Raw genomic sequence first — 21940 nt, forward strand, 5'->3', positions numbered from 1 at the left:
CCCTTAATTTGCCTTTCCTGCCATCAAATAAAATTTTAAATAATAATAACTATCTTTTTGTTGTATTCCTGTAAGACTCAAATCAACAAAAATTATCTTATAATTTATTCCCTGTTCTCTTCCTTCTATAGAAAGGTCCTCAGGATCCACTATTTCATTTGATTTTTTAATTACTTTTAATTTTTCAAATACATCCTTCACATTAAATGTAGTTAAATCAAATTTACTGTCCTTGTCAATATATCTGATTGTTACTTTTCCGTTATCTAAAGTAGCTTCATAACTTCCTATTGAACTTGTATTTGGCTCAGATGAATAGAATTCAAATTGCATTAATTTGGTATATCCTTCAATATTAATTGACGTGGAATTAGGCTCATAATAAAATATTTCATCGTTTTCTATAGCCTGTTCAATATTATCAAGCTTAAATCCAAATACCTTTTCAATATTTTCATTGTCAAACGTAAAATCATTAGGAATGTATTTTAACTCCCATGTTCTATGATTGTTAGACATATACTTCACAATTTCAATTATTTCTTCTTTTGCATCTCCTTCTAAATTTAAATTTGGAATTATTTTATCTCCCTTAAGCATATTATTTTCATACAAAAGTTTATTCAATCTGGCATTTTGATTTGACGCCGTAACATTATATGCAGATACAGGTCCTACTGATGATAACAATATCAATGCACTTAATACAACCGGAATTGTTATATTTGAATTTTTATTGTAAAAAATGTAGTACAACATTGATATAAGACAAAATATTCCGCCAACTATTACAAAATATCTGTTCTCAGTTACTCCATATTGATATACTCTAATACCTATTGAATAAAACATCATACCGAGAAGCGGAATCATTGCAATCGGAAAAACTTTTCTAAAGCAATTTACAAAAAATATATCTCTTATTTTTCCAAGTATAAACAACAAAATTGTAGTAAGTATTGAAAACCATAATACTAAATTTGTCACAATTCCCGAAGGAATTTCTCGTATAAAAATAATCTTTGCAAAATACAAATAAATTATTATGGCATATACTGTAAATATCGGAATTAAAATATATGCTAATAATATTTTAATCGGTTTTGATATTTCATAGTTATCAAAAGAATCTCTGCACCTTGGTAATCCTGAAAGGAATATTCCGCCATTAAACGGTAAAAATATCAAAATTGCGGTATTAAAATAGACTTCTAAAGAAATTGAAATGCCAAATAAATGTTTAAAAGAATAATATATGACACTCATTCCAAAAAATAATACCAAAGAATAAAAAACTGATATTATTCCTGAACTTATAATCTTTAATGCATAAGCTATATAATCCTTATGATAAAATAATTTGGATATATATGCACAGGATACTGCAAAAAATAAAAGTAACCCAAAGTAAGTGTATCCTATCTCATATAAAAACAGTCCATTGTCTGAAAACAATACTCTTTCATAAATTCCATATAAAAACGGAAAATTTATAACATATGCAAAAATCTTAAATAATCTAAATCTCTTTAATTCTTCTTCATTCCTTACATTAGCTGAAAGTGACTCCGAAAATAATTTTAGAAATATAAAAGTTGCCGAAGACATTAATAAAAAATATCCTATTTTTGTATATGTCAAGTCAAGTCCTACATTATCTGCCCCGGTGGGAAAACTTCCCTTGTTTACACCAATTATAAAAAATAGTGCACTTAGCAAAATACAAAGCATGGCTATCGGAAATCTTTTTATGGAATAAAAAGATTTATTTATTGTATCCTTAAATTTATATATAACTTTCATAAAACCTCCATCTTAGAATATTTTAAACCAAAACGTAATATTTAACAATTAAAAAATATCTTTTTTACCACATTGTAACTATTTTCTAAGTATTTTACATATTTTTTTACCATTTTCTAAACAAAAATACATTATCTAAATCATAATCAAGCATAAAATAGATAATTTGTCCAAAATTATAAGCATGTGATTTTTACTTTTCTATTTGAATAGAAATTTATATTTACAACGGAATGAACCATCTGACAGAATTTATGAAATAAAAAACGAGCCTGTAAAGGCTCAATAATATATTTTCATCAAATATAAACCATAGCTTGGTGCAGTAGGCCCCGCAGCCTTTCTATGTTTTTTATTTAACGCATACTTCATATATTCTTCTTCAAATCTTCCTCTTGCAATTTCCACCGCAGTCCCGACAATTATCCTGACCATATTCTTCAAAAAACTCTTGCCGTAAAAATCTATATATATAAAATCTCCATCTTCAACAACTTCAATTTTATCTATCCTTCTTATAGTGTCTTTAACTATGGCGTGTCTTCCCATAAATGTCTTATAATCATTTTCCCCTATTAAATAATTAAGCGTACTTTGCATTTTTTTAAGATTCAATTCATAGGGGAAGTGCATAGCCCTATTTCTATATAGAGGATTTCTATATTTTCCTCTATATATCATATATCTATAATATTTCCCCTTGGCGGAGTATCTTGCATGAAAATCATCATCCACATAACTTGCACCGACAACTGATATATCGTCCGGTAAATGAAAATTTATTACTTTCGGCAAATTTCCAATATTAATTGTAGTTTCAGAATAAAAATTCACACACTGACCCATAGCATGCACTCCACTGTCTGTTCGCCCCGCTGTATATAATTTTATTTCATGCTTTACAGTATCCTCTATTGCATTTTTCAGAACGCCTTCAACAGTACTTGCTTGAGGTTGTATTTGAAATCCATGATAGCTGCTGCCATCATAGCTAACTATGAGTTTAATATTCATATATATCTCCATATAACTAAAACTATAATTAAAGCAAGATTAAGTGCAAATGCAATACTATCTATTTTTTTATAAGAAAGCTCTTTAAATTTTGTTCTTCCCTCTCCACCTCTATAACACCTTGCTTCCATTGCCGTTGCAAGTTCATCCGCTCTTCTGAATGAATTTATAAATAGCGGAACTAACAAAGGAACCAAATTTTTTGCTCTGTTTAATACATTACCCGATTCAAAATCCGCTCCTCTTGCCATTTGTGCTTTCATTATTTTATCTGTTTCTTCAACAAGTGTTGGAATGAATCTAAGAGCTATTGTCATCATCATTGCTATTTCATGCGCCGGAACACCAATTTTTTTCATAGGCTTTAGAAGTTCTTCTATTCCATCTGTCATTTCAATAGGTGATGTTGTAAATGTGAGCATACTTGTCCCCATTACCAACAGCATAAGTCTTATTGCCATTTTTATTGCCATATGAATACCCTGACTTGTAATTTTTATAAAACCTATTTTATATAAAATATCCCCGGGCATAAACAATACATTGACCACAAATGTTATTATCAATATCCATTTTAACGGTTTTACTCCTCTTAGTACCATTGAAAACGGAACATGTGATAATTTTATAACCATAAATAAATATGCACCCACTAATAAATATGGAGTATAGCTGTTGACAAAAAATATTCCCACTATGAATAGCAGCATAACTATTATTTTTGTTCTCGGATCTAATTTATGTATTACTGAATTACTGGGATAATATTGACCGACAGTTATATCTTTAAGCATTTCTCTTACTCCTTAAAAACTTTTCTAATTCTAATTTCGCCTCTTCAACAGTTATACAGTCTGAATTTATATCCGCACCCCTCTTTTTAAGTTCTCTCATAAAAGAAGTTATCTGAGGAACTCCAAGTCCTATACTTACAAGTTCATCTTCTCTCTTAAAAATCTCTCTTGGGGTATCATCCATCATAACATGTCCCTTGCTCATGACAATTATTCGCTTTGCAATACTTGCCATATCCTCCATGCTGTGAGAAACAACTAATATTGTAATTTCTCTGTCATGATATATTTTTTCTATTTCCCCTAAAATTTCATCTCTACCTGCAGGATCAAGACCTGCAGTCGGCTCATCTAAAATCAAAATTTCAGGTTGCATTGCAAGTACTCCCGCTATTGCGACTCTCCTCTTTTGACCTCCGGAAAGTTCAAACGGAGATTTATCCTTAAAATATTCATAATCAAGTCCAACAGATTCCATTGCATCTTTAACTCTACACTCTACTTCTTTTTCATTTAGTCCCTGATTTATCGGTCCAAATGCAATATCTTTACCGATAGTTTCCTCAAATAATTGATATTCCGGATATTGAAATACCAAACCGACTTTTTGTCTGACTTCTCTTAAAGAAACATTCTTATCAGAAATATTTTTACCGTCAATTATTATACTGCCATCAGTAGGCTTTATAAGTCCGTTTAAATGTTGTATGAGTGTTGATTTCCCTGAACCTGTATGTCCTATAAGTCCAATGAAATCTCCTTTTTCTATGTTTAAATTTATGTTTTCTATGGCATTTTTTTCAAATGCTGTTCCCATTCCATATACATGAGTTAAATTTTTTATCTCAACTAATGCCATATTTCACCTACTAATTCATCTATACTTAAAATTTCATTATTTATATCAAATCCGCTATTTTTTAATTCCCAAGCAAGTTCCGTAACTTGCGGAACATCAAGCCCTATTTTTTTTACTTCGTTAACATTTGAAAACACCTTTTTAGGAGTTCCGTCAAGTACAACTTTTCCCTTTTCCATAACTATGAGTCTGTCGCTTTTCGCCGCCTCATCCATATAGTGAGTAATTAATACTATAGTTTTATTTTGTGTCTTATTCAACATCAATATAGTTTCCATTACTTCTTTTCTTCCAACAGGATCAAGCATAGCAGTTGGCTCATCTAAAATTATATAATCCGGTGTCATTGCAAGTATTCCCGCTATTGCAACTCTTTGCTTTTGACCTCCCGATAGCATATGAGGAGCATTTTTTCTGTAATCGTTCATTCCAACAGCCTCAAGAGAAAAATCCACCCTCTTTTTTATTTCATCTGACGGCACACCTAAATTTTCAGGTCCGAATGCAACATCTTCCTCTACAACGGTTGCAACCAATTGGTTGTCAGGATTTTGAAATACCATACCTGCAAGAGCCCTTATCTTCCATAGATTTTCGTCATCTTTAGTGTTCATTTCATCTACAAAAACATCTCCGTCAGAAGGTAACAAAAGTCCATTTATAAGTTTTGCAAGTGTACTCTTGCCGCTACCGTTATGTCCGAGTATAGCTACAAATTCTCCCTTTTCTATGCTTAGATTTAAATTTTCAATTATATATTCAGAATTTTCCGTTTCATCATATTTGAAACTTACATTTTTTATTTCTATCATAATTTACCCCTTATTCCTCTAAATTAATAGTTTATTACAAGCAAATAAAGTTTTCAATACATTTATTAATTTAATAAAATTTTATCCTCTGAAATAAATTATTTAACTGAAACAAATTCATTATCCTCAATATAATATCTAAGCAAAAAATCTTTAGCCTCCATCGCATAGTCTATTCCTATGCGTTTTGAATTTATTGTTTTAAAATCAAAGTTATATCCGTCTTTTATGTATATTTCATTACCTAAAAGATCTTTTCCGTAATCATTTCTATCTATTTTCATGGCTATAGTGAGTTTTCCCGGACCGTTGGTTAAATTTTTCTTTTGATAATTTGAAAGCTCTTCAAAATTTTTTCCAAATCTGTTTTTTGAAAATTCATCTATATTTTTAACAGGTTCAACCGCTCTTATAAGTACAGCCTCTCCTAATCCGACTTTATTTGTAACCACATTTACAAGATTATACATTCCATATGTAAAATATACATACAAATGTCCCGCTCTTCCATACATAACCTCATTTCTTAATGTTCTTCTTCCGTTAAATGTATGTGAGGCTCTGTCATCAAAACCAAGATATGCTTCTGTTTCAACTATTTTGGCTTCAAGTGTAACTCCATTATATTTTCTAACCAAAATTTTTCCCAAAAGTTCTCTTGCAACTTTATCCGTATCTCTATTATAGAAATTCCTATTTAACTTCATTTTCCATCTTCCATTTCTCATAATTTTTTATTTGCAATCTTATTTTTGAAATCAAATATGTCAATATTGTCAAATCATCCAAAAATCCTATTTCCAATAACATATCAGGTATTATATCCATCGGATTTAAAAGATATATGAATGCGCATATTATAAGCAGCATATCGGATTTTCTTATATTTTTATATCTTCCCTTTATAAAATCATAACACATTGAAATTAATAGAATAAGCTCAAATTTTATCTTTGAAAATTCATCTATGTTCAATCTACTGTGTTTAATTTTTTCAAGTAATTCAGAAAATTTATCTTTGTCATTATAAATTCTCTCTGCGGATTTTTTTAATCTCAATAATATTTTTAAAGGTATTTTCATAACAACTATCACCTCAACATATCTATTCCCCCAAAGAAAAATTTTTATTCACAGTAAATGTATGATATTATTTATATAATATTATAATTGATTTTAGGAGGTAATCATGATAAAAATATTGCTTTTTTTCATATTTGCTTTTTTAGGTTGGATGACTGAGGTGAGTTATACATACATTGATTCAAAAAATTATGTGAATGCAGGAGTCCTTAACGGACCGATATGTCCAATATATGGTGTCGGATTGATGTTGATATTGATTTTTATATATCCTCAAAAAAATTTTATGCTTGTATTTTTTGAAATTATGTTAACAGCAACATTTGTCGAATTGATTACAGGTATTATATTGGAAATGATATTTAAAAAGAAATGGTGGGACTATTCAGACAAACCTTTTAATTTCAAAGGATATATCTGTCTTAAATATTCTATTATGTGGGGTATAGGCGGACTTTTAATGTGCTATATAATTTTCCCTGTAATTTTAAATGCTTCAAATTATTTTTGGAGTCTGCCGATTATAATTCCAAATTTAATTACATCAATAATTATAATTTTATTTTTAATTGACCTTACTGAAACTGCACTTACGGTTTTAAAACTCAGAAAGCACTTTTACGAGCTTGATAAAATCGCAGCAAATCTAAAGGTGATTTCAAATGACATAAGCAGCAAATTGGTTAAAAATATAGAAAATGTTGAAATCAGAACAACTGAAATTAAAGAAGATATCGAATTTATTTCAGAAAATAAACCTGCTGTAGATCTAATGCTTAAAAATTATAAAAATGAAAAATATAGAGAACTTGACAGAATTAAAGATAAATATAATAAACTTTTAAAAGCAAATATGTTTAATCTTCCAAGGCATAAGAGACTTTTAAATGCATTTCCGAACTTAAAACGTGAACATAGTCGTTTAAAAGAATTTATAGAAAAGGCCAAAACTGATATTAGATAAAATAAAAGCTCCTTTTATATTTAAAGGGAGCTTTTATTTTTTATTTATTTATCCAACTTTCATCTTTCGGTTTTTTTCTCCATGCCTCTAACATTTTCAATTCTTCATCATCAATATAATTGATTTCATTAGCTACATCTGAAAGTTCTTCAAAATTTGTCAATGAGTAGTGGACTATATTATTTTTCTTAAAATTTTCCTCCGCGTCGTGTAAATTATATGTGAATATTGAAACTATTCCCAAAACATCAAAACCTGCACTTCTTAAAGCAAGAGCCGCCTCAATTGAAGAGCCTCCTGTTGAAAATAAATCTTCAACTACTACAGTTTTTGCTCCCTCAATAATCTTTCCCTCTATTTTATTCTGTTTTCCGTGATCTTTATTTGATGAACGGACAAATCCCATAGGAAGATTTAATTCAGATGCTATTATTGCGGCATGAGGTATTCCGGCTGTTGCAGTTCCCATAATGTATTCAGCCTGCGGAAATTTTTCTTCAACTAATTTTTTAAGACCTTCTTCAACAACTTTTCTCTCCTTCGGATAGGAAAGAGTAAGTCTGTTATCACAGTATATCGGGGATTTTATTCCCGATGCCCAAGTATATGGTGCTCTCGGTGACAAAGTCACAGCTTTAATATCAAGTAAAATCTTTGCTACTTCTTTCATAAACTATTCTCCTAAAAACATTTTTCTAATTTCCTTGTATGCTGAAACAGGATTTTCAGCTTTAGTTATAGGACGACCTACCACTATGTAATCGCTGCCGAGCTCTCTTGCATCTTCAGGTGTTACAACTCTTTTTTGATCGTCACTGCTGTTTGTTTTTAATCTTATTCCCGGAGTTACACAAATAAATTCATCTCCCAATATTTCTTTTATTTTGGGAACTTCAAGAGCAGAGCATACTACACCTATAAGCCCGCTTTCTTTTCCAATCATGGCATACTTAATTACAGTGTCTTTTACAGAATATTTATTATCAATTAAAATTTCATCGTGCATCATTTCATCTGAAGTTGATGTAAGCATAGTAATTCCAAGTGTAACTACATCTTTATTTATTTTTTTTGCTTCATCAACCGCACCTTTAAGCATTTCTCTTCCACCTGCAATATGATAATTTATCATATCTGTATTTAAACTCATAATTGAAATTGTCGCCTTGGCAACTGTATTTGGAATATCGTGAAGCTTTAAATCCAAGAAAATCTTATGTCCTCTTTTTTTTATTTCTTCTATAATTGAAGGTCCTTCTTTATAAAAAAGTTCCATCCCAACTTTTACATAAAGTTTATCTTCAAACATATCAAGAAAATCAAGTGCTTTTGCTTTAGATTCAAAATCCAATGCTATTATTACATCTCTATTCATATTCTGCCTCCTTTATATTGATTTTACCATATTTGAAACTAATTTTGACATACTTTTATATTTTTATGCAAAAAATAACCACAGACTTCTCTGTGGTATTTTTTTATTTATCTTTTTGAATTGTTACTGTTTTATTTTCAGCATCCCACTCAATATTTTTTCCTTCCCCTTTATTTCCGTGAGTCAAGCCAAGAGCCTTTCCTACTTCAGAAATAGGAAGCATTGTTCTTCCATCTTTTATTTCAGGTTTTACTGTAAAAGTATGTTTTTCTCCATTTACATAGAATTCATCAGAGTCAATATTGATTAGAACTACATTACTTCCATTTGTAAAAGATGCCATTCTTGTAGTTTTGTTATAAGTTACTGTATATCCAAGAGCTTCTGCTACATAACGAACCGGCATCATTGTTCTGCCGTCTTTAATGTATGGCACAACATCCATATATTTTAGAGTTGATACTCCATCTACTGTTTTTTCTATTTTGCTGCTTCCAATAGTAAATTCACTTTTGAATTTAGTTGATGTAGTCGTTGTCTTTGTTGTATCCGAACCTACTTTATAAGTTGAAATTGCATCTTTACTTGAATTACTTACATGAGTTGTAAATGTTAAAGTTTCTTCGGATTTCAATGCTCTATTTGTATAAATTACAAAATATCCGTTTGCATCTGCAGTTGCAGTTCCAAGTGTTGTTCCTGAACTATCCTTAACAGAAACTGAAGCTCCTGCATTTACATTATATCCGTTAATAAATGATGTATTCGGATTTGCATTAGTTACCTTTGCTTCCTTAGCTGTTTCATAAGAAGTATTATTATTAACTCCGCTTAGATAATACTTATCTGAAGTATATCCACCCTTTGTCGCAACTAAATATAGGTTTTTGTAATTTCCGTATCCATTGTAATATCCATTATTATATCCGTTATAATCTGCAACTGTTGCATATATTCCGCTTAAAGATCCTTGGTAAGAACTGCTGAAACTGATATTATAGTTACCATAGCTGTCTGAATATCCGGAGCCTATACGATTGTTATAGCTGTCATATACATTAATTAAGGCATTTCTCGGTGCGTCACTTCCTGTTACAGAATTGTATCCTACTGACGGATTTAATCTTCTATATCCATTGTAATATCCGTTATTGTATCCGTTATAATCTGCAACTGTTGCATATATTCCGCTTAAAGATCCTTGGTAAGAACTGCTGAAACTGATATTATAGTTACCATAGCTGTCTGAATATCCGGATCCTATACGATTGTTATAACTGTCATATACATTAATTAAGGCATTTCTCGGTGCGTCACTTCCTGTTACAGAATTGTATCCTACTGACGGACTTAATCTTCTATATCCATTGTAATATCCATTATTGTATCCGTTATTATATCCATTTCCATAACTATCTAAATTATAATCCATTGTAAAATATCCATTTCCATCAGCAGTTACTTCTTTTAATTTTGAATATCCGTCATACAATGCTATTGATGCATAAGACTCAGTATAACCTGTTATTCTATTTCTAACTGATGTTGAAACATTTCTAATTGCAATTCCATAAGAATTATAAGAATTACCTCTACCAAATTCAATATTAACATTGCTGTCGCTATTTGTTAAAGTAAATCTGTATGTTACATCTGAATATCCGTTTCTTCTTAAAGTTGCAGTATACTCTCCATTTTTAAGATTATGAATATTATAAACATAATTTCCTGCTGAATCTCTAACTGTTACATCGGAATCATTACATTCATATCCATTAAGATAATATTTTACAGTATGATTATTATATGGCCAGCCATATGAAGATGTATATAATGCTGCATTAGATTCAGTAGCAAATGTCACTGTCGGTACTGCGCTCAAAACCATAGCGCCTGCTAATAAAATTGTACCTAATTTTTTGTTACTTTTCATTACTATCTCTCCTTTTTTATTTTACAAAATCTACACTATGATATTATACCCAAAAAGATTAAAAAATTCTATATTCGTATACTTTTTTTCATAATTGTAATAATTCTTTAATATTTTACGAGTTAAACTATTAAATTTTTTTAAAAATTTCTTTAAATATACTGCTGATTGCAACTCATATATAATATAAAATCATTGTTAATTGATATACCCATAAAATAAATAATCAAAACTTTAAAGTTAAAATGCAAGTTAGCATATTTATGCAAACAATTAAAAAGATAGGTTCAAACCTATCTTTATTTTCTATTTACTACTTATCATTATTGATTCAACCGAATTTGCAACTCTTTCTAAATCATCAAGGCATCTTTCAAGTTTATCAAATATTTTAGTCCAAATTATTATTTCTTTATCATTATTACAATTAGTGTACAAATTTCTCATTGTTTTAATATAAAGTTTATCTCCATTGGATTCAATATCATTTACTGTTATTATCTTTTCCTTTGTAGAATTTTCTCCTCTAAATTTTTTAAATTCTATAAAAGCGTCATACAATGCATCTGTGGCCTCAATTATAAGAGATGAAAACTCAAGTGCCTCAGCTCTAATCTCTTTTACATTGTACATATACAAACTAAACAAAACATCTTCTATTGAATCTGTCGGATTATCAAGTTCTTCTAAAAGAGACGATATATCATCACGTTCAAGAGGCGGTAAAAAATCCCTTATAAGATGAGTAATAGCCTCATGTACTATCAAATCATTTGAATGTTCTATATCATGCATTTGCTTTATTCTAACTTCAAGTGTGAGAGGATCATATTCTTTTATTATTTCATCTAATAATCTTGCCGCTGCCATTGACCCTTCTACCATTTCAGTAAATATTCTAAAGTAATCAAAGCTTTCTATATTCATATTATCCTCCTATTATCATAATAATTTTTGTAAAAATATATGCGCATAAAATGCAAATAGGAAAAGCTAAAAGTCTTATTAAAAATATATACTTAGCATAAGACCAATTCACATTACTAACTCTCTTTGAAACTCCGACTCCAACTAATGCTGATGAAAAAGCATAATTTGTACTTACAGGTATTCCCATTACAGTTAATATAAATAATGTTAAAGAAGATGCAAAATCCGATGATATTCCCTCATAACTTTCAAGATTTACTACGTTTACTCCGGTATTTCGTATTGCCCTTACTCCTCCAAGACTTGTTCCTAAACCAACCAATATGGCTATTAACAATGCTATACCTACAAGCCCGCTATTAATGGTCGGACTTATTTTAAATAAATATATTACAAGTAAAAACAATGCTATAAACTTTTGCCCATCCTGCGCTCCATGCATAAGTGCATTTAACGCTCCGCTTAAAATCTGTCCTCTATCAAACATTTTTTTTACTTTATTTCTATCTTTATTTCTACAAATTTTCTTTATTAAAGTTACAATTATATATCCAAAGATAACAGGCATAGTAGTAGATAAGACAATACCTGCGATAACCTTAATAAAGCTGTATATGTTAATCCCGCCGACACCTGCGTGAATCGCAAGTGATGAACCGGTCAATGCTCCGATTAATGCATAAGTTGAGCTTGTAGGTATATCTTTAATATAAGCTACAAGTCCCCATATTATTATGGTTACAAAAGCTGCAATCAGCGCACCTGCTGAAAATTTTGAACTGGAAAAATCAAACATTTCATAAACCGTAAGCACAACTTTTCCGCCAAATTTTTCGTACAATAATATTCCAATAAAATTAAATACTACTGACATACAAATTGCATAGTTAATATAGATTACTCTTGTAGATACACATGTGGCTATTGCATTTGGAGCATCAGTCCATCCGCTTATAACTACTATACCAATCAATAGAAGTATTAAAATTATTGCACTTGTACTCTTTGACATTTCCTGTATCAGTGACAAAAATCCCATTATATCTCCTTAATTTTTAAAGCTGTGAATAGGAGCAGGTATTGTTCCCCCTCTATTTGAAAAAACTTCAGAAGTTGTACTTCCTATATCCATAATAGGAGCATATCCCAAAAGACCTCCAAACTTTGCCTCTTCTCCAACACTTTTTCCATATACAGGTATCACCCTTATAGCTGTTGTCTTATTATTTATAACTCCTATTGCAGCCTCGTCGGCTATTATTGCAGATATTGTAGAAGCAGGAGTATCTCCGGGTATTGCTATCATATCTAATCCGACAGAACACACTGAAGTCATAGCTTCAAGTTTGTCAAATGTTATTGTACCTGTATTTGCAGCTGCTATCATTCCTTCATCTTCCGATACAGGTATAAAAGCTCCTGACAGTCCCCCAACATGTGAACTTGCCATAATTCCTCCTTTTTTAACTGCATCATTTAACATTGCAAGAGCGGCGGTTGTTCCATGTCCTCCAACTTTTCCCACTCCTATTTCTTCAATTATTCTAGCAACACTATCCCCAACTGCAGGAGTGGGTGCAAGAGATAAATCTATAATGCCGAAACCTGTATTCAATCTCTTGGATACTTCATGACCAACCAATTCACCCATTCTGGTAATCTTAAAAGCTGTCTTCTTAATTGTTTCAGCAACTACATCAAATGATTCTCCTCTTACCTTTTCAAGAGCACATTTAACGACTCCTGGACCTGATACTCCGACATTTATTATAGTATCGGACTCTCCGACTCCATGAAAAGCTCCCGCCATAAACGGATTATCCTCAACCGCATTTGCAAAAACTACAAGTTTAGCACATCCAATTGAATCATTTTCCCTTGTCTTATATGCAAGATCTAAAACTACATCTCCCATTATTTTAACAGCATCCATATTTATTCCGGCTTTTGTAGAACCCACATTTACACTTGAACATACAAAATCTGTTTGCGAAAGAGCATCTGCTATTGAGTTTATTAAAATTCTATCACCTTTATTAAAGCCCTTATGCACAAGCGCAGAAAATCCTCCGACAAAATCTACGCCAACATTTTTTGCAACCTTATCAAGAGTTTTTGCAAAAGATACATAGTTCTTCAAATCAGTTGCACCTGCTATTAATGATATAGGTGTTACTGAAATACGATTATTTATAATCGGTATTCCATATAGTTTTGAAACTTCAGATGTAGTATCTACTAATTTTTCACTACACCTCATCATTTTATCATATATCTTTCTATTTGCATTTTCAGCATTTGAATCAATACAATCTAAAAGAGATATTCCCATTGTAACTGTTCTAATGTCTAAATTCTCTTGTTCCAACATTCTAATTGTTTCAAGTATCTTTCTATTGTCCATTTTTTACCTCACAGTTGGTGCATTGATTTGAAAATGTCTTCGTGCTGTACTTTTATATACATTCCCAACTCTTTTCCAAGATTTGTAAATCCATCGACTATTTCATCAAAGCTGACATTTTTTTCAGAAATATCTACAATCATAAGCATTGTAAAATATTCATCCATTATAGTTTGATTTATATCAACTATATTTAAATGATATTTAACCACAAGCTCAGTAGCCTTGTAAACTATTCCCATCTTATCGTTTCCTATGAATGTAATTACTGCTTTCATAATTCCTCTTCCCTTTTAATTAATTTTAATAACACCATTGGGCAATATTAACCATGCTGATAAATCAACAACGTAATATTGCCCATAATAATTATAGTCTTATATAGGCATATCCTTCATTTTGAAGTCTTGCCATTTTTGTTATCGCAGATTTTTCTATAAAAATACCATTTGGAAGCATATTTTTGTCAAGATTATTTTCTTGAAGAGCAGTTTCTCCAATAGTAAACCTAATTCTCGGATTTCCGAACAAACCTTCAAAATTATATCCTGAATAGCCACCAAATAAGCTTGCTGCCTTACTCATTACAATAACTTCAATAACGGCATCATCATCATTCTGCAATATATCTCTTGCATTAGACAAAGTTGCTTCCCACTTATCCAATTCAACTACATGAAATAATACTTTCATAAAATATCCTCCCTTTTCACATTTTCATATTAATAAATTACATTATATATTCTATCATAAATTTAGCATTAACTGAACTATTGTATTAAAATTATTAATAAATTATAGTAATTTATTCTGTGATAACTATCCATTAATTTTTAACTCTTTAAGCTTTTCAATAAGCATAGGAACAACTTCAAATAAATCTCCGACCATTCCATAATGTGCCACTTTAAATATCGGTGCATCCGGATCCTTATTTATTGCAACTATGATACCTGATTCTCTCATCCCTTGAAGATGCTGAACAGACCCGGAAATTCCTATTGCAATATACAATTTCGGTTTAACTTTTAAACCTGTTACTCCGACAAAGGCATCAGCAGGTATCCACAACTGATCTGATATAGGCTTACTTCCGCTCACTGCTCCACCAAGTACATCAGCAAGCTCTCTTACAAGATGCCAATTCTTAGGCTGCTCAAGTCCAAGACCACCTGCAACTATAATATTTGCATCTTCAATAGATACTTTTTTATTGGTTTTAATAACTCCAACTATCTCTGTTAAAATATCACTTTTTGTTATTTCACTATCAAAATTTACTATTTCACCCTGTCTGTTTATGTCTTTCCTTGATGCTTTAAAATTAGATTTACTGACAGTTACAATTTTAGGATAACTTGAAATTCTTATATCTGATAAAAGACTTCCGTCAAAAGTCGGTCTTATGCACTTAAAGTTATCTTTTTCATCTGTCAGTACTATATCTACACAATCTGCAACAAGTCCTATATTTCTCCTTGCACAAATTCTGCCTCCAAGGTCTTTTCCATTTTCAGTTGCAGGAATTAAAATTATAAGAGGATTAAATTCATCTATTATGTTATTTAAAACTTTTGTATATGCCATTGTAGTATAGTTTTCAAGAAATTTATTATCTACATTTATGACCTTGTCGGCTCCATACATAATTGTATCATTCAAAATATTTTCGTTTTTATTTCCAATTATTAACGCAAAAAGCTTTTGATCAAGTTCATCCGCAAGGTTTCTTCCCTTTGAAAGCATTTCAATTGAAAGTTTTGAAAGTTTTTTATCTTCAGCTTCAATCACAATTAGTATATTTTCATATTTCATACAAGCACCTACCCTGCGAATCCTTCATTTTTTAAAATTTCAATCAACTTATCTACCATTTTTTCATTTGTTCCTTCAAGAAAAAATCCCTTTTCGTGTTCTTTTGGAGAAAATGTTTCTAATACCATTGTCGGCGAACCTTTAGTTCCGATTTTTTCTAAATCCGCACCTATATCTTTTGAACCTATAATCTTTATTTTAGATTCATCTACCATTTCCATGTCTTTTTTGCGGATATTTACAGGCTCATTGGCATCCTTGATAACAGTAAATAGTACTTTACCTCTTAAATTTTGTTTTTCAAGTTTATCGGAAAGTTTTCTTACAACTTGAAAATATCCATCCTTAAAATTTGCATCCTTGATAAAGGTAGCTTGATTAAAATTTAAAAATTCTGCAATCTCAGAGCCAACCTGCGCAGTATCTCCGTCTAAAGTTCTATCTCCTGTCAATACTACATCAAAATTTCCTATATATTCTATTGCCTTATAAAGAGAATAAGATGTAGCTAAAGTATCTGCCCCTGAAAACTCATGCCCGCTTAAAATGTACCCTTCATCAGCTCCCATAGCAATACATTCTTTAACAGAATCTATAGCCTGTGGCGGTCCCATAGTAAGCACTGCAATACTTCCCCCTGTTTGACTTTTTAATTTTAATGCTAAAGTCAGTGCGTTTACATCTGCAGGATTAATTATAGTCTTAATTCCATCTCTAATTAAATTTTTAGTAATGGGGTCTATACTAACCTTATTGATTTTAGGAACTTGTTTAATACAAACTAAATATTTCATACTCTCCTCCATAAAGTTCTTATACTATGATTATACCCTACACTCATAGTAAATTGCCATAGCAATAAATTAAAACAATCCCCGTAAAAAACTACGAGGATTGTTTTAATTATATTTATTTTGTAAGTCCTTGCTCTATTGCACATTTAGACACTGCTTCAGCAACAGCATCCGAAACTCCTTCTTCAAATATTGAAGGAATTATATGTTCTTCAGACAATTCTTTATCAGAAACCATTGATGCTATACCCACAGCAGCTGCCATTTTCATTTCTTCAGTAATTTTAGAAGCTCTTACTGACAATGCCCCTTTAAATAAACCCGGAAATGCAAGTACATTGTTTATTTGATTTGGAAAATCTGATCTTCCTGTTCCCACAATTCTTGCTCCTGCTTCTTTAGCAACATAATAATTTATTTCAGGTTCCGGATTTGCCATTGCAAGTACAATAGAGTCTTTCTTCATAGATTTTACCATATCTGCATCAATAACTCCTGCAGTTGATACTCCGATAAATATATCGGATTTAGCCATAGCTTCTACAATAGTCAAATCTTCATCGTCATTATTTGTTATTTCAAGAATTTCTTTCTTTACAAAATTGTATTTTTCAAAATTTTTTCTTGAAAGAATACCCTTTGAATCAAAAGCGTATATATTTCCAACTCCCAAACTTTTCATCATTCTAATAATTGAAGAACCTGCAGCGCCTGCTCCGCTTACAACAGCAACACTATCCTTAGGGTTCTTATTTAAAAGCTTAAATGCATTTATAAGACCTGCTGTTACAACTATAGCTGTACCATGCTGATCATCGTGGAATACAGGAATATCAAGTTCCTCAATAAGAGTTCTTTCAATTTCAACACATCTCGGTGCGGAAATATCTTCAAGATTAATTCCTCCAAATGTCGGAGCAATAGCTTTTACAGTGGCAATAATCTCTTTAGGATCTTTCGTATTTAAAACAATTGGTACTGCATTTACTCCTCCAAATTTTTTAAATAACACACTCTTTCCTTCCATAACAGGAAGTGCCGCTTCAGGTCCTATATCTCCAAGACCAAGTACAGCAGTACCGTCAGATACAACAGCAACAATATTACCTTTCCAAGTATATTTGTAAGCATTTTCTACATCTTCATGTATTTTTCTGCATGGCTCTGCAACTCCGGGAGTATATGCAAGAGATAAGTCTTCTGCATCTCTAACTTCACATCTAATATTTGTATCTATCTTTCCCTTCCATTCTTCATGTTTTTTTAATGCAACTTCATATACATTTTCCATAATAATCGCTCCTTAAAATAATCTTGATTTAATTGTATTACAATGTAAATTGAAATTCAAAGAAAAAAGAGCTTTATTTTTGAATAAAAACTCCTCTATTTACTAATATAGCCACTTATAGTCAATATACTATTTTTAATATTAAAGTATACTTATATAACTATAATTATGTGTAAAATTAAATTTTATCACATATAAAAAATACTCTCCCGTTTTACGAGAGAGTATTTTCTTATTTTGAAGCATTTAATTGTAAATAACTGTTTATAAATTCATCCAGGTATCCATCCATAACTTTATTTACATCGCCTATTTCCGTATTTGTTCTATGATCTTTTACTAATGTATATGGTTGAAATACATATGAACGAATTTGTGAACCCCACGCAATTTGTGAGTAGTTACCTTGTAAATCTTCTATCTTTTCTTTTTTTTCTTCTTCTGCTAAAGCTATAAGCTTTGCTTTTAACATATTCATAGCCTTATCTCTATTTTGAATTTGAGATCTCTCATTTTGACACTGCACTACTATACCTGTAGGAATATGTGTTATCCTTACTGCCGAATCTGTTGTATTTACATGTTGTCCTCCGGCTCCCGAAGATCTGTATGTGTCTATTTTTAAATCTTCAGCTTTAATCTCAACTTCATTATCATCATCAAGCTGTGGATATACATCAAGTGATGCAAATGATGTATGTCTTCTCTTATTTGCATCAAAAGGAGAAATTCTTACCAATCTATGGACTCCTTTTTCACCTTTTAAGTATCCATAGGCATTATCTCCGGTAATTAAAAGTGTAACTGATTTAATTCCCGCTTCTTCTTCCTTTAACATATCTAAAGTCTCAACTCTAAATCCTCTTTTTTCAGCATATCTTACATACATTCTGTTTAACATACTCGCCCAGTCTTGAGCTTCCGTTCCGCCTGCTCCCGCGTGAATTGAAATAATACAATTATTTGAGTCATATTCCCCATTTAAAAGTGTTTCAAGTTTAAAATCATTAGAAAGTTTTTCTATATTTTCTAAATCAAGCTTTAAGTCTCCATAAAATGAATAATCATCTTCCATCTCCATCAAATCTATTAAATCTTCAGCTTCATTTATGCTCTTTATAAGTTTATCATATTTATCAATTTTAGATTGATAGTGATTTTGTTCTCTTATTACCTTTTGCGCATTTTCCGCATTATCCCAAAAGCCGACGTCCATTTGCTTGTCATTCAATTCTTTAACCTTATTTCTCATTTCTGAGAGGTCAAAGAGATTCACCAAGACTTTCCACTAAGGCTTTCGCTTCATTTAAGCGCTCCTTGTCAATATATATATTTTGTTCCATATCATCTCTCCTTTTTGCTTAATTTTCAGCAAGGCTTTGCAAAAATCATCTTTCCTGCAGATGTTTGTAACACGCTTGTAACTACAACGTCTATTGTTTCACCGAGATATGGTTTACCAGCTTCAACAACTATCATAGTTCCATCGTCAAGATATCCTAAACCTTGACCGTGTTCTTTACCGAGTTTTACTATTTGTATTTGCATTTCTTCTCCCGGAAGGTAAACGGGTTTTACAGAATTTGCAAGTTCATTTATATTTAAAACCGATATATCTTGAACCGCCGCAACTTTATTTAAGTTATAATCGTTTGTAACTATTTTTCCATTCAAATCTTTTGTAAGTTGTAAAAGTTTAGAATCTACTTCTTTTATATCATCGTATTTACCTTGAAATATTATAATCTCCAAGGCATCATCATCTTGCATATCTTTTATTATGTCAAGACCTCTTCTTCCTCTATTTCTCTTTAATCCATCAGATGAATCAGCAATGTGCTGTAACTCCTCTAACACAAATACCGGCACTACTAACGGTCCTTCTAAAAATCCGGACTTACAAATATCCTTTACTCTACCGTCAATTATTACACTCGTGTCTAATATTTTAGGTACACCTTTAAATTTTTGAGCCTTCACCTTTTCTTTTGAAGGAGCCTTCACAGAACCTGCTATTTCTTTTACCTTTAATGCAACATCTTTTCTATTTCTAAGAGCTATCTTAACTCCTAAATATCCAACCATACCATATAAAATTATAGATATTGCAAATCCGACATATGGAACCGGAATCTTATATACGGGCTGGCTTAACAAAAAAGCTATTACAAGTCCAATAATAAGCCCAACAGACCCTACTGCTATTTCAGAAAAAGATCTGTCTTTAAGCTCATCCTCCCATTTATCAAGTAAAGATTCAATTAATTTCAAGGCCTTTGGAGAAAAAATAAAAAATATAAGTGCGAATAATAAAATTATTAGAATAGATATTGCTAAAGTTATTTTGCTATCTAATCCATACATAAAATCAAAGTTTTTTATAAATGCTACAATTACTATTCCAAGACCTGCTCCTATAATAGTAAACAAAAATTTAAAAAATTTATTTACTATGTTTTTGTTATTGCTAATACTAATCACTCCCTTAATTATCCAAAACCTTCTTATCAACAAGTTCAGTGATTTCTTCAACACTTTTATTGTAGACTAAGACCATTTCAGATACTATTATTTGCTTTGCACCGTTAAGCATCTTTCGCTCTCCGGTAGAAAGGCTTTTCTTTGAGTCCAATCTTTCTAAACATCTTACAACTTTAGCTATTTCTTCAATATTTCCGGATTTTATTCTATCCATATTGAATCTATATCTTCTGTTCCAATTTTTGGGCATATTTGTAATTTCATTACACGATAAAACTTCAAGTACCAAATTCATTTTATCTTCGTCTAAAATTTCTCTAACTCCAACTTCATCTGCATTTTCTACAGGAACCATTACCTTCATATCATTTATAGGCATTTTGAGTATGTAATATTTTCTGATTTCTCCCAAAATTTCACGATCCTCAATAGCTACAATAACACCGGCTCCATGCATTGGATAAACAACCTTATCGCCTATATCAAACATACTATCCCTCCTGATATACGCCCAATAATAGTATACCAAAAAGAATTTTAAAAGTAAAATTTATTATAATATCACATAAAAATTATATATGCAAGTCTACTTTCAAGTATTGTTTAATAATATATTATTTATGCGAAATTTAAATGATATAATGTTAAGTTTTTTCTAATTTTAGGTTAATTTTTTTAATAAAAAAAGTTAGTAATAAAAACTAACTTTTTATCTATATTTTTAATTAACGTTCAAATTCACAGTCAGGATATTTTTCTAAAAATTTTTTATTAGCCTTTTCCAAATTCTCATAGTATAAATTATAATCAGGTGATAGTTTCCTCATCAATGGTATAACTTTTTCATAATAGTTACAGTTTTTCATGTACTCTTTTAATAAATTTCCTATTTTTACACTTGAAATATCTTTATATTCATCAGTATTCTTAAATTTTATATATTCACTTATTATATCTTTATTTTCATTTAGAAATCTATCAAAATTTGAGACTGCAGCAATTTTTGATTCATTTACCTCTTGAAACAATTCATAGTCGGAAAACTCATTTTCAAATTCTTCCTCCAATTCTTTCGGCAGTTCAAATTTAGGAAGTTCATCCACCACATCAATAAGTTCGTTATATATTTGTTGTTGTTCTTCACTCTCTATATTAATTTTTAAAAACGGTAAATATGACATAAAAATAAGTTGTCCATATACTCCGGGAAACGCCTCCAAAAACTTTTCTTCAAGCATTCTTTCGTTTTCTATTTGTTCCAATGCCTGTAAAATTTTAGCATCATCATTTTTTTCTAAATATTGTTTAAATAATTCCATTCTTCTTTGATTCCGCTCCATATTTCTCAAATGATTATTTGAGATCATTTCGAATTTTTTAGGATTTTCTAAAACTTCTTTTATCTGTGATATTGATAAATTAAACTTCCTGAGTATTTTTATTTTATTCAACAATTTTATATTTTCGTATGAATAATTTCTATAACCATTTTCATCCAACTTAACTTCCAACAAGTTTTTTTCAATGTAATATTCTATTGCCTTTCTGGTAAGTCCTGTCATATTTTTTACTTCTTGTATTTTCATAG

23 protein-coding genes are annotated in these 21940 nt (G+C 30.6%); 1 reads left to right on the plus strand and 22 read right to left on the minus strand.

Annotated features, from left to right (window positions below; translation table 11 throughout):
* Nucleotides 1-3 precede the first annotated feature (3 nt).
* The 7 genes from HMPREF0629_RS06695 to HMPREF0629_RS07870 all read right to left on the minus strand — a co-directional run bounded on the left by HMPREF0629_RS06695 (nt 4) and on the right by HMPREF0629_RS07870 (nt 6365).
* Nucleotides 4-1803, minus strand: a complete 1800-nt coding sequence (locus HMPREF0629_RS06695) for a DUF4153 domain-containing protein (RefSeq protein WP_009222575.1) — start codon at nt 1801-1803, stop codon at nt 4-6.
* A gap of 282 nt (nt 1804-2085) precedes the next feature.
* Entirely contained in the window at nt 2086-2817 is a 732-nt protein-coding gene (gene truA / locus HMPREF0629_RS06700) for a tRNA pseudouridine(38-40) synthase TruA (RefSeq protein WP_009222576.1), read from the minus strand.
* Nucleotides 2814-3611, minus strand: a complete 798-nt coding sequence (locus HMPREF0629_RS06705; RefSeq protein ID WP_009222577.1) for an energy-coupling factor transporter transmembrane protein EcfT — start codon at nt 3609-3611, stop codon at nt 2814-2816. Before HMPREF0629_RS06705 ends, truA begins: the two co-directional genes overlap by 4 nt.
* Entirely contained in the window at nt 3604-4470 is an 867-nt protein-coding gene (locus HMPREF0629_RS06710; RefSeq protein WP_009222578.1) for an energy-coupling factor transporter ATPase, read from the minus strand. The genes HMPREF0629_RS06705 and HMPREF0629_RS06710 overlap by 8 nt, the downstream gene beginning before the upstream one ends.
* Entirely contained in the window at nt 4461-5282 is an 822-nt protein-coding gene (locus HMPREF0629_RS06715; RefSeq protein ID WP_009222579.1) for an energy-coupling factor transporter ATPase, read from the minus strand. Before HMPREF0629_RS06715 ends, HMPREF0629_RS06710 begins: the two co-directional genes overlap by 10 nt.
* 98 nt (nt 5283-5380) lie before the next feature.
* Nucleotides 5381-5989: a DNA-3-methyladenine glycosylase gene (locus HMPREF0629_RS06720; RefSeq protein ID WP_009222580.1), complete on the minus strand. Its 609-nt coding sequence runs from the start codon at nt 5987-5989 to the stop codon at nt 5381-5383.
* The gene (locus HMPREF0629_RS07870; RefSeq protein ID WP_083763155.1) at nt 5976-6365 is read right to left on the minus strand and encodes a YkvA family protein; all 390 of its coding nucleotides are present in this window, start codon (nt 6363-6365) and stop codon (nt 5976-5978) included. The genes HMPREF0629_RS06720 and HMPREF0629_RS07870 overlap by 14 nt, the downstream gene beginning before the upstream one ends.
* 106 nt (nt 6366-6471) lie before the next feature.
* On the opposite strand from HMPREF0629_RS07870, the gene HMPREF0629_RS06730 reads away from it, so the two are divergent.
* Complete coding sequence (locus tag HMPREF0629_RS06730; protein ID WP_009222582.1) at nt 6472-7329, plus strand: putative ABC transporter permease; 858 nt, start codon at nt 6472-6474, stop codon at nt 7327-7329.
* Nucleotides 7330-7369: 40 nt separating this feature from the next.
* Here HMPREF0629_RS06730 and pyrE read toward each other — a convergent pair whose 3' ends face one another.
* The 15 genes from pyrE to HMPREF0629_RS06805 all read right to left on the minus strand — a co-directional run bounded on the left by pyrE (nt 7370) and on the right by HMPREF0629_RS06805 (nt 21938).
* Nucleotides 7370-7999, minus strand: a complete 630-nt coding sequence (gene pyrE, locus HMPREF0629_RS06735) for an orotate phosphoribosyltransferase (RefSeq protein ID WP_009222583.1) — start codon at nt 7997-7999, stop codon at nt 7370-7372.
* Between the two features lie 3 nt (nt 8000-8002).
* Entirely contained in the window at nt 8003-8704 is a 702-nt protein-coding gene (gene pyrF / locus HMPREF0629_RS06740) for an orotidine-5'-phosphate decarboxylase (protein ID WP_009222584.1), read from the minus strand.
* A gap of 103 nt (nt 8705-8807) precedes the next feature.
* Nucleotides 8808-10637, minus strand: coding sequence for a stalk domain-containing protein (locus HMPREF0629_RS06745; RefSeq protein ID WP_009222585.1), 1830 nt, complete (start codon nt 10635-10637; stop codon nt 8808-8810).
* A 306-nt stretch (nt 10638-10943) separates the two neighbouring features.
* On the minus strand, nt 10944-11564 hold the full coding sequence (locus HMPREF0629_RS06750; protein ID WP_009222586.1) for a DUF47 domain-containing protein: 621 nt from the start codon (nt 11562-11564) through the stop codon (nt 10944-10946).
* 1 nt (nt 11565) lies between these two features.
* Nucleotides 11566-12606, minus strand: a complete 1041-nt coding sequence (locus HMPREF0629_RS06755) for an inorganic phosphate transporter (RefSeq protein ID WP_009222587.1) — start codon at nt 12604-12606, stop codon at nt 11566-11568.
* Nucleotides 12607-12615: 9 nt separating this feature from the next.
* Nucleotides 12616-13971, minus strand: coding sequence for a PFL family protein (locus tag HMPREF0629_RS06760; protein WP_009222588.1), 1356 nt, complete (start codon nt 13969-13971; stop codon nt 12616-12618).
* An 8-nt stretch (nt 13972-13979) separates the two neighbouring features.
* Nucleotides 13980-14249, minus strand: coding sequence for an ACT domain-containing protein (locus tag HMPREF0629_RS06765; RefSeq protein WP_009222589.1), 270 nt, complete (start codon nt 14247-14249; stop codon nt 13980-13982).
* 91 nt (nt 14250-14340) lie between these two features.
* On the minus strand, nt 14341-14664 hold the full coding sequence (locus tag HMPREF0629_RS06770; RefSeq protein WP_009222590.1) for a hypothetical protein: 324 nt from the start codon (nt 14662-14664) through the stop codon (nt 14341-14343).
* 126 nt (nt 14665-14790) lie between these two features.
* The gene (locus tag HMPREF0629_RS06775; RefSeq protein WP_039856752.1) at nt 14791-15786 is read right to left on the minus strand and encodes an electron transfer flavoprotein subunit alpha/FixB family protein; all 996 of its coding nucleotides are present in this window, start codon (nt 15784-15786) and stop codon (nt 14791-14793) included.
* 8 nt (nt 15787-15794) lie between these two features.
* Nucleotides 15795-16580: an electron transfer flavoprotein subunit beta/FixA family protein gene (locus tag HMPREF0629_RS06780; RefSeq protein ID WP_039856756.1), complete on the minus strand. Its 786-nt coding sequence runs from the start codon at nt 16578-16580 to the stop codon at nt 15795-15797.
* 115 nt (nt 16581-16695) lie between these two features.
* Complete coding sequence (locus tag HMPREF0629_RS06785; RefSeq protein ID WP_009222591.1) at nt 16696-17871, minus strand: NADP-dependent malic enzyme; 1176 nt, start codon at nt 17869-17871, stop codon at nt 16696-16698.
* 232 nt (nt 17872-18103) lie between these two features.
* Nucleotides 18104-19214, minus strand: a protein-coding gene (gene prfB, locus HMPREF0629_RS06790; RefSeq protein ID WP_218015365.1) for a peptide chain release factor 2 whose coding sequence is annotated in 2 segments (ribosomal slippage) — nt 18104-19135 and nt 19137-19214 — 1110 coding nt in all. Because the reading frame shifts where the segments join, the coding sequence is not laid out codon by codon here.
* Nucleotides 19215-19239: 25 nt separating this feature from the next.
* Nucleotides 19240-20301, minus strand: coding sequence for a PIN/TRAM domain-containing protein (locus tag HMPREF0629_RS06795; RefSeq protein ID WP_009222593.1), 1062 nt, complete (start codon nt 20299-20301; stop codon nt 19240-19242).
* 55 nt (nt 20302-20356) lie between these two features.
* Nucleotides 20357-20842, minus strand: coding sequence for a CarD family transcriptional regulator (locus HMPREF0629_RS06800; RefSeq protein ID WP_009222594.1), 486 nt, complete (start codon nt 20840-20842; stop codon nt 20357-20359).
* 235 nt (nt 20843-21077) lie between these two features.
* Nucleotides 21078-21938, minus strand: a complete 861-nt coding sequence (locus tag HMPREF0629_RS06805) for a MerR family transcriptional regulator (RefSeq protein WP_009222595.1) — start codon at nt 21936-21938, stop codon at nt 21078-21080.
* Nucleotides 21939-21940 lie beyond the last annotated feature (2 nt).

This window comes from Peptoniphilus sp. oral taxon 386 str. F0131, assembly GCF_000090945.1.
In the GTDB taxonomy this organism is placed as follows: Bacteria; Bacillota; Clostridia; order Tissierellales; family Peptoniphilaceae; genus Anaerosphaera; species Anaerosphaera mikwangii.

Excerpts from the sequence above, each read along its gene's own strand:
- HMPREF0629_RS06695 (WP_009222575.1), bottom strand. The coding sequence starts at position 1,803 with ATGAAAGTTATATATAAATTTAAGGATACAATAAATAAATCTTTTTAT.
- truA (WP_009222576.1), bottom strand. The coding sequence starts at position 2,817 with ATGAATATTAAACTCATAGTTAGCTATGATGGCAGCAGCTATCATGGA.
- HMPREF0629_RS06705 (WP_009222577.1), bottom strand. The coding sequence starts at position 3,611 with ATGCTTAAAGATATAACTGTCGGTCAATATTATCCCAGTAATTCAGTA.
- HMPREF0629_RS06710 (WP_009222578.1), bottom strand. The coding sequence starts at position 4,470 with ATGGCATTAGTTGAGATAAAAAATTTAACTCATGTATATGGAATGGGA.
- HMPREF0629_RS06715 (WP_009222579.1), bottom strand. The coding sequence starts at position 5,282 with ATGATAGAAATAAAAAATGTAAGTTTCAAATATGATGAAACGGAAAAT.
- HMPREF0629_RS06720 (WP_009222580.1), bottom strand. The coding sequence starts at position 5,989 with ATGAAGTTAAATAGGAATTTCTATAATAGAGATACGGATAAAGTTGCA.
- HMPREF0629_RS07870 (WP_083763155.1), bottom strand. The coding sequence starts at position 6,365 with ATGAAAATACCTTTAAAAATATTATTGAGATTAAAAAAATCCGCAGAG.
- HMPREF0629_RS06730 (WP_009222582.1), top strand. The coding sequence starts at position 6,472 with ATGATAAAAATATTGCTTTTTTTCATATTTGCTTTTTTAGGTTGGATG.
- pyrE (WP_009222583.1), bottom strand. The coding sequence starts at position 7,999 with ATGAAAGAAGTAGCAAAGATTTTACTTGATATTAAAGCTGTGACTTTG.
- pyrF (WP_009222584.1), bottom strand. The coding sequence starts at position 8,704 with ATGAATAGAGATGTAATAATAGCATTGGATTTTGAATCTAAAGCAAAA.
- HMPREF0629_RS06745 (WP_009222585.1), bottom strand. The coding sequence starts at position 10,637 with ATGAAAAGTAACAAAAAATTAGGTACAATTTTATTAGCAGGCGCTATG.
- HMPREF0629_RS06750 (WP_009222586.1), bottom strand. The coding sequence starts at position 11,564 with ATGAATATAGAAAGCTTTGATTACTTTAGAATATTTACTGAAATGGTA.
- HMPREF0629_RS06755 (WP_009222587.1), bottom strand. The coding sequence starts at position 12,606 with ATGGGATTTTTGTCACTGATACAGGAAATGTCAAAGAGTACAAGTGCA.
- HMPREF0629_RS06760 (WP_009222588.1), bottom strand. The coding sequence starts at position 13,971 with ATGGACAATAGAAAGATACTTGAAACAATTAGAATGTTGGAACAAGAG.
- HMPREF0629_RS06765 (WP_009222589.1), bottom strand. The coding sequence starts at position 14,249 with ATGAAAGCAGTAATTACATTCATAGGAAACGATAAGATGGGAATAGTT.
- HMPREF0629_RS06770 (WP_009222590.1), bottom strand. The coding sequence starts at position 14,664 with ATGAAAGTATTATTTCATGTAGTTGAATTGGATAAGTGGGAAGCAACT.
- HMPREF0629_RS06775 (WP_039856752.1), bottom strand. The coding sequence starts at position 15,786 with ATGAAATATGAAAATATACTAATTGTGATTGAAGCTGAAGATAAAAAA.
- HMPREF0629_RS06780 (WP_039856756.1), bottom strand. The coding sequence starts at position 16,580 with ATGAAATATTTAGTTTGTATTAAACAAGTTCCTAAAATCAATAAGGTT.
- HMPREF0629_RS06785 (WP_009222591.1), bottom strand. The coding sequence starts at position 17,871 with ATGGAAAATGTATATGAAGTTGCATTAAAAAAACATGAAGAATGGAAG.
- HMPREF0629_RS06800 (WP_009222594.1), bottom strand. The coding sequence starts at position 20,842 with ATGTTTGATATAGGCGATAAGGTTGTTTATCCAATGCATGGAGCCGGT.
- HMPREF0629_RS06805 (WP_009222595.1), bottom strand. The coding sequence starts at position 21,938 with ATGAAAATACAAGAAGTAAAAAATATGACAGGACTTACCAGAAAGGCA.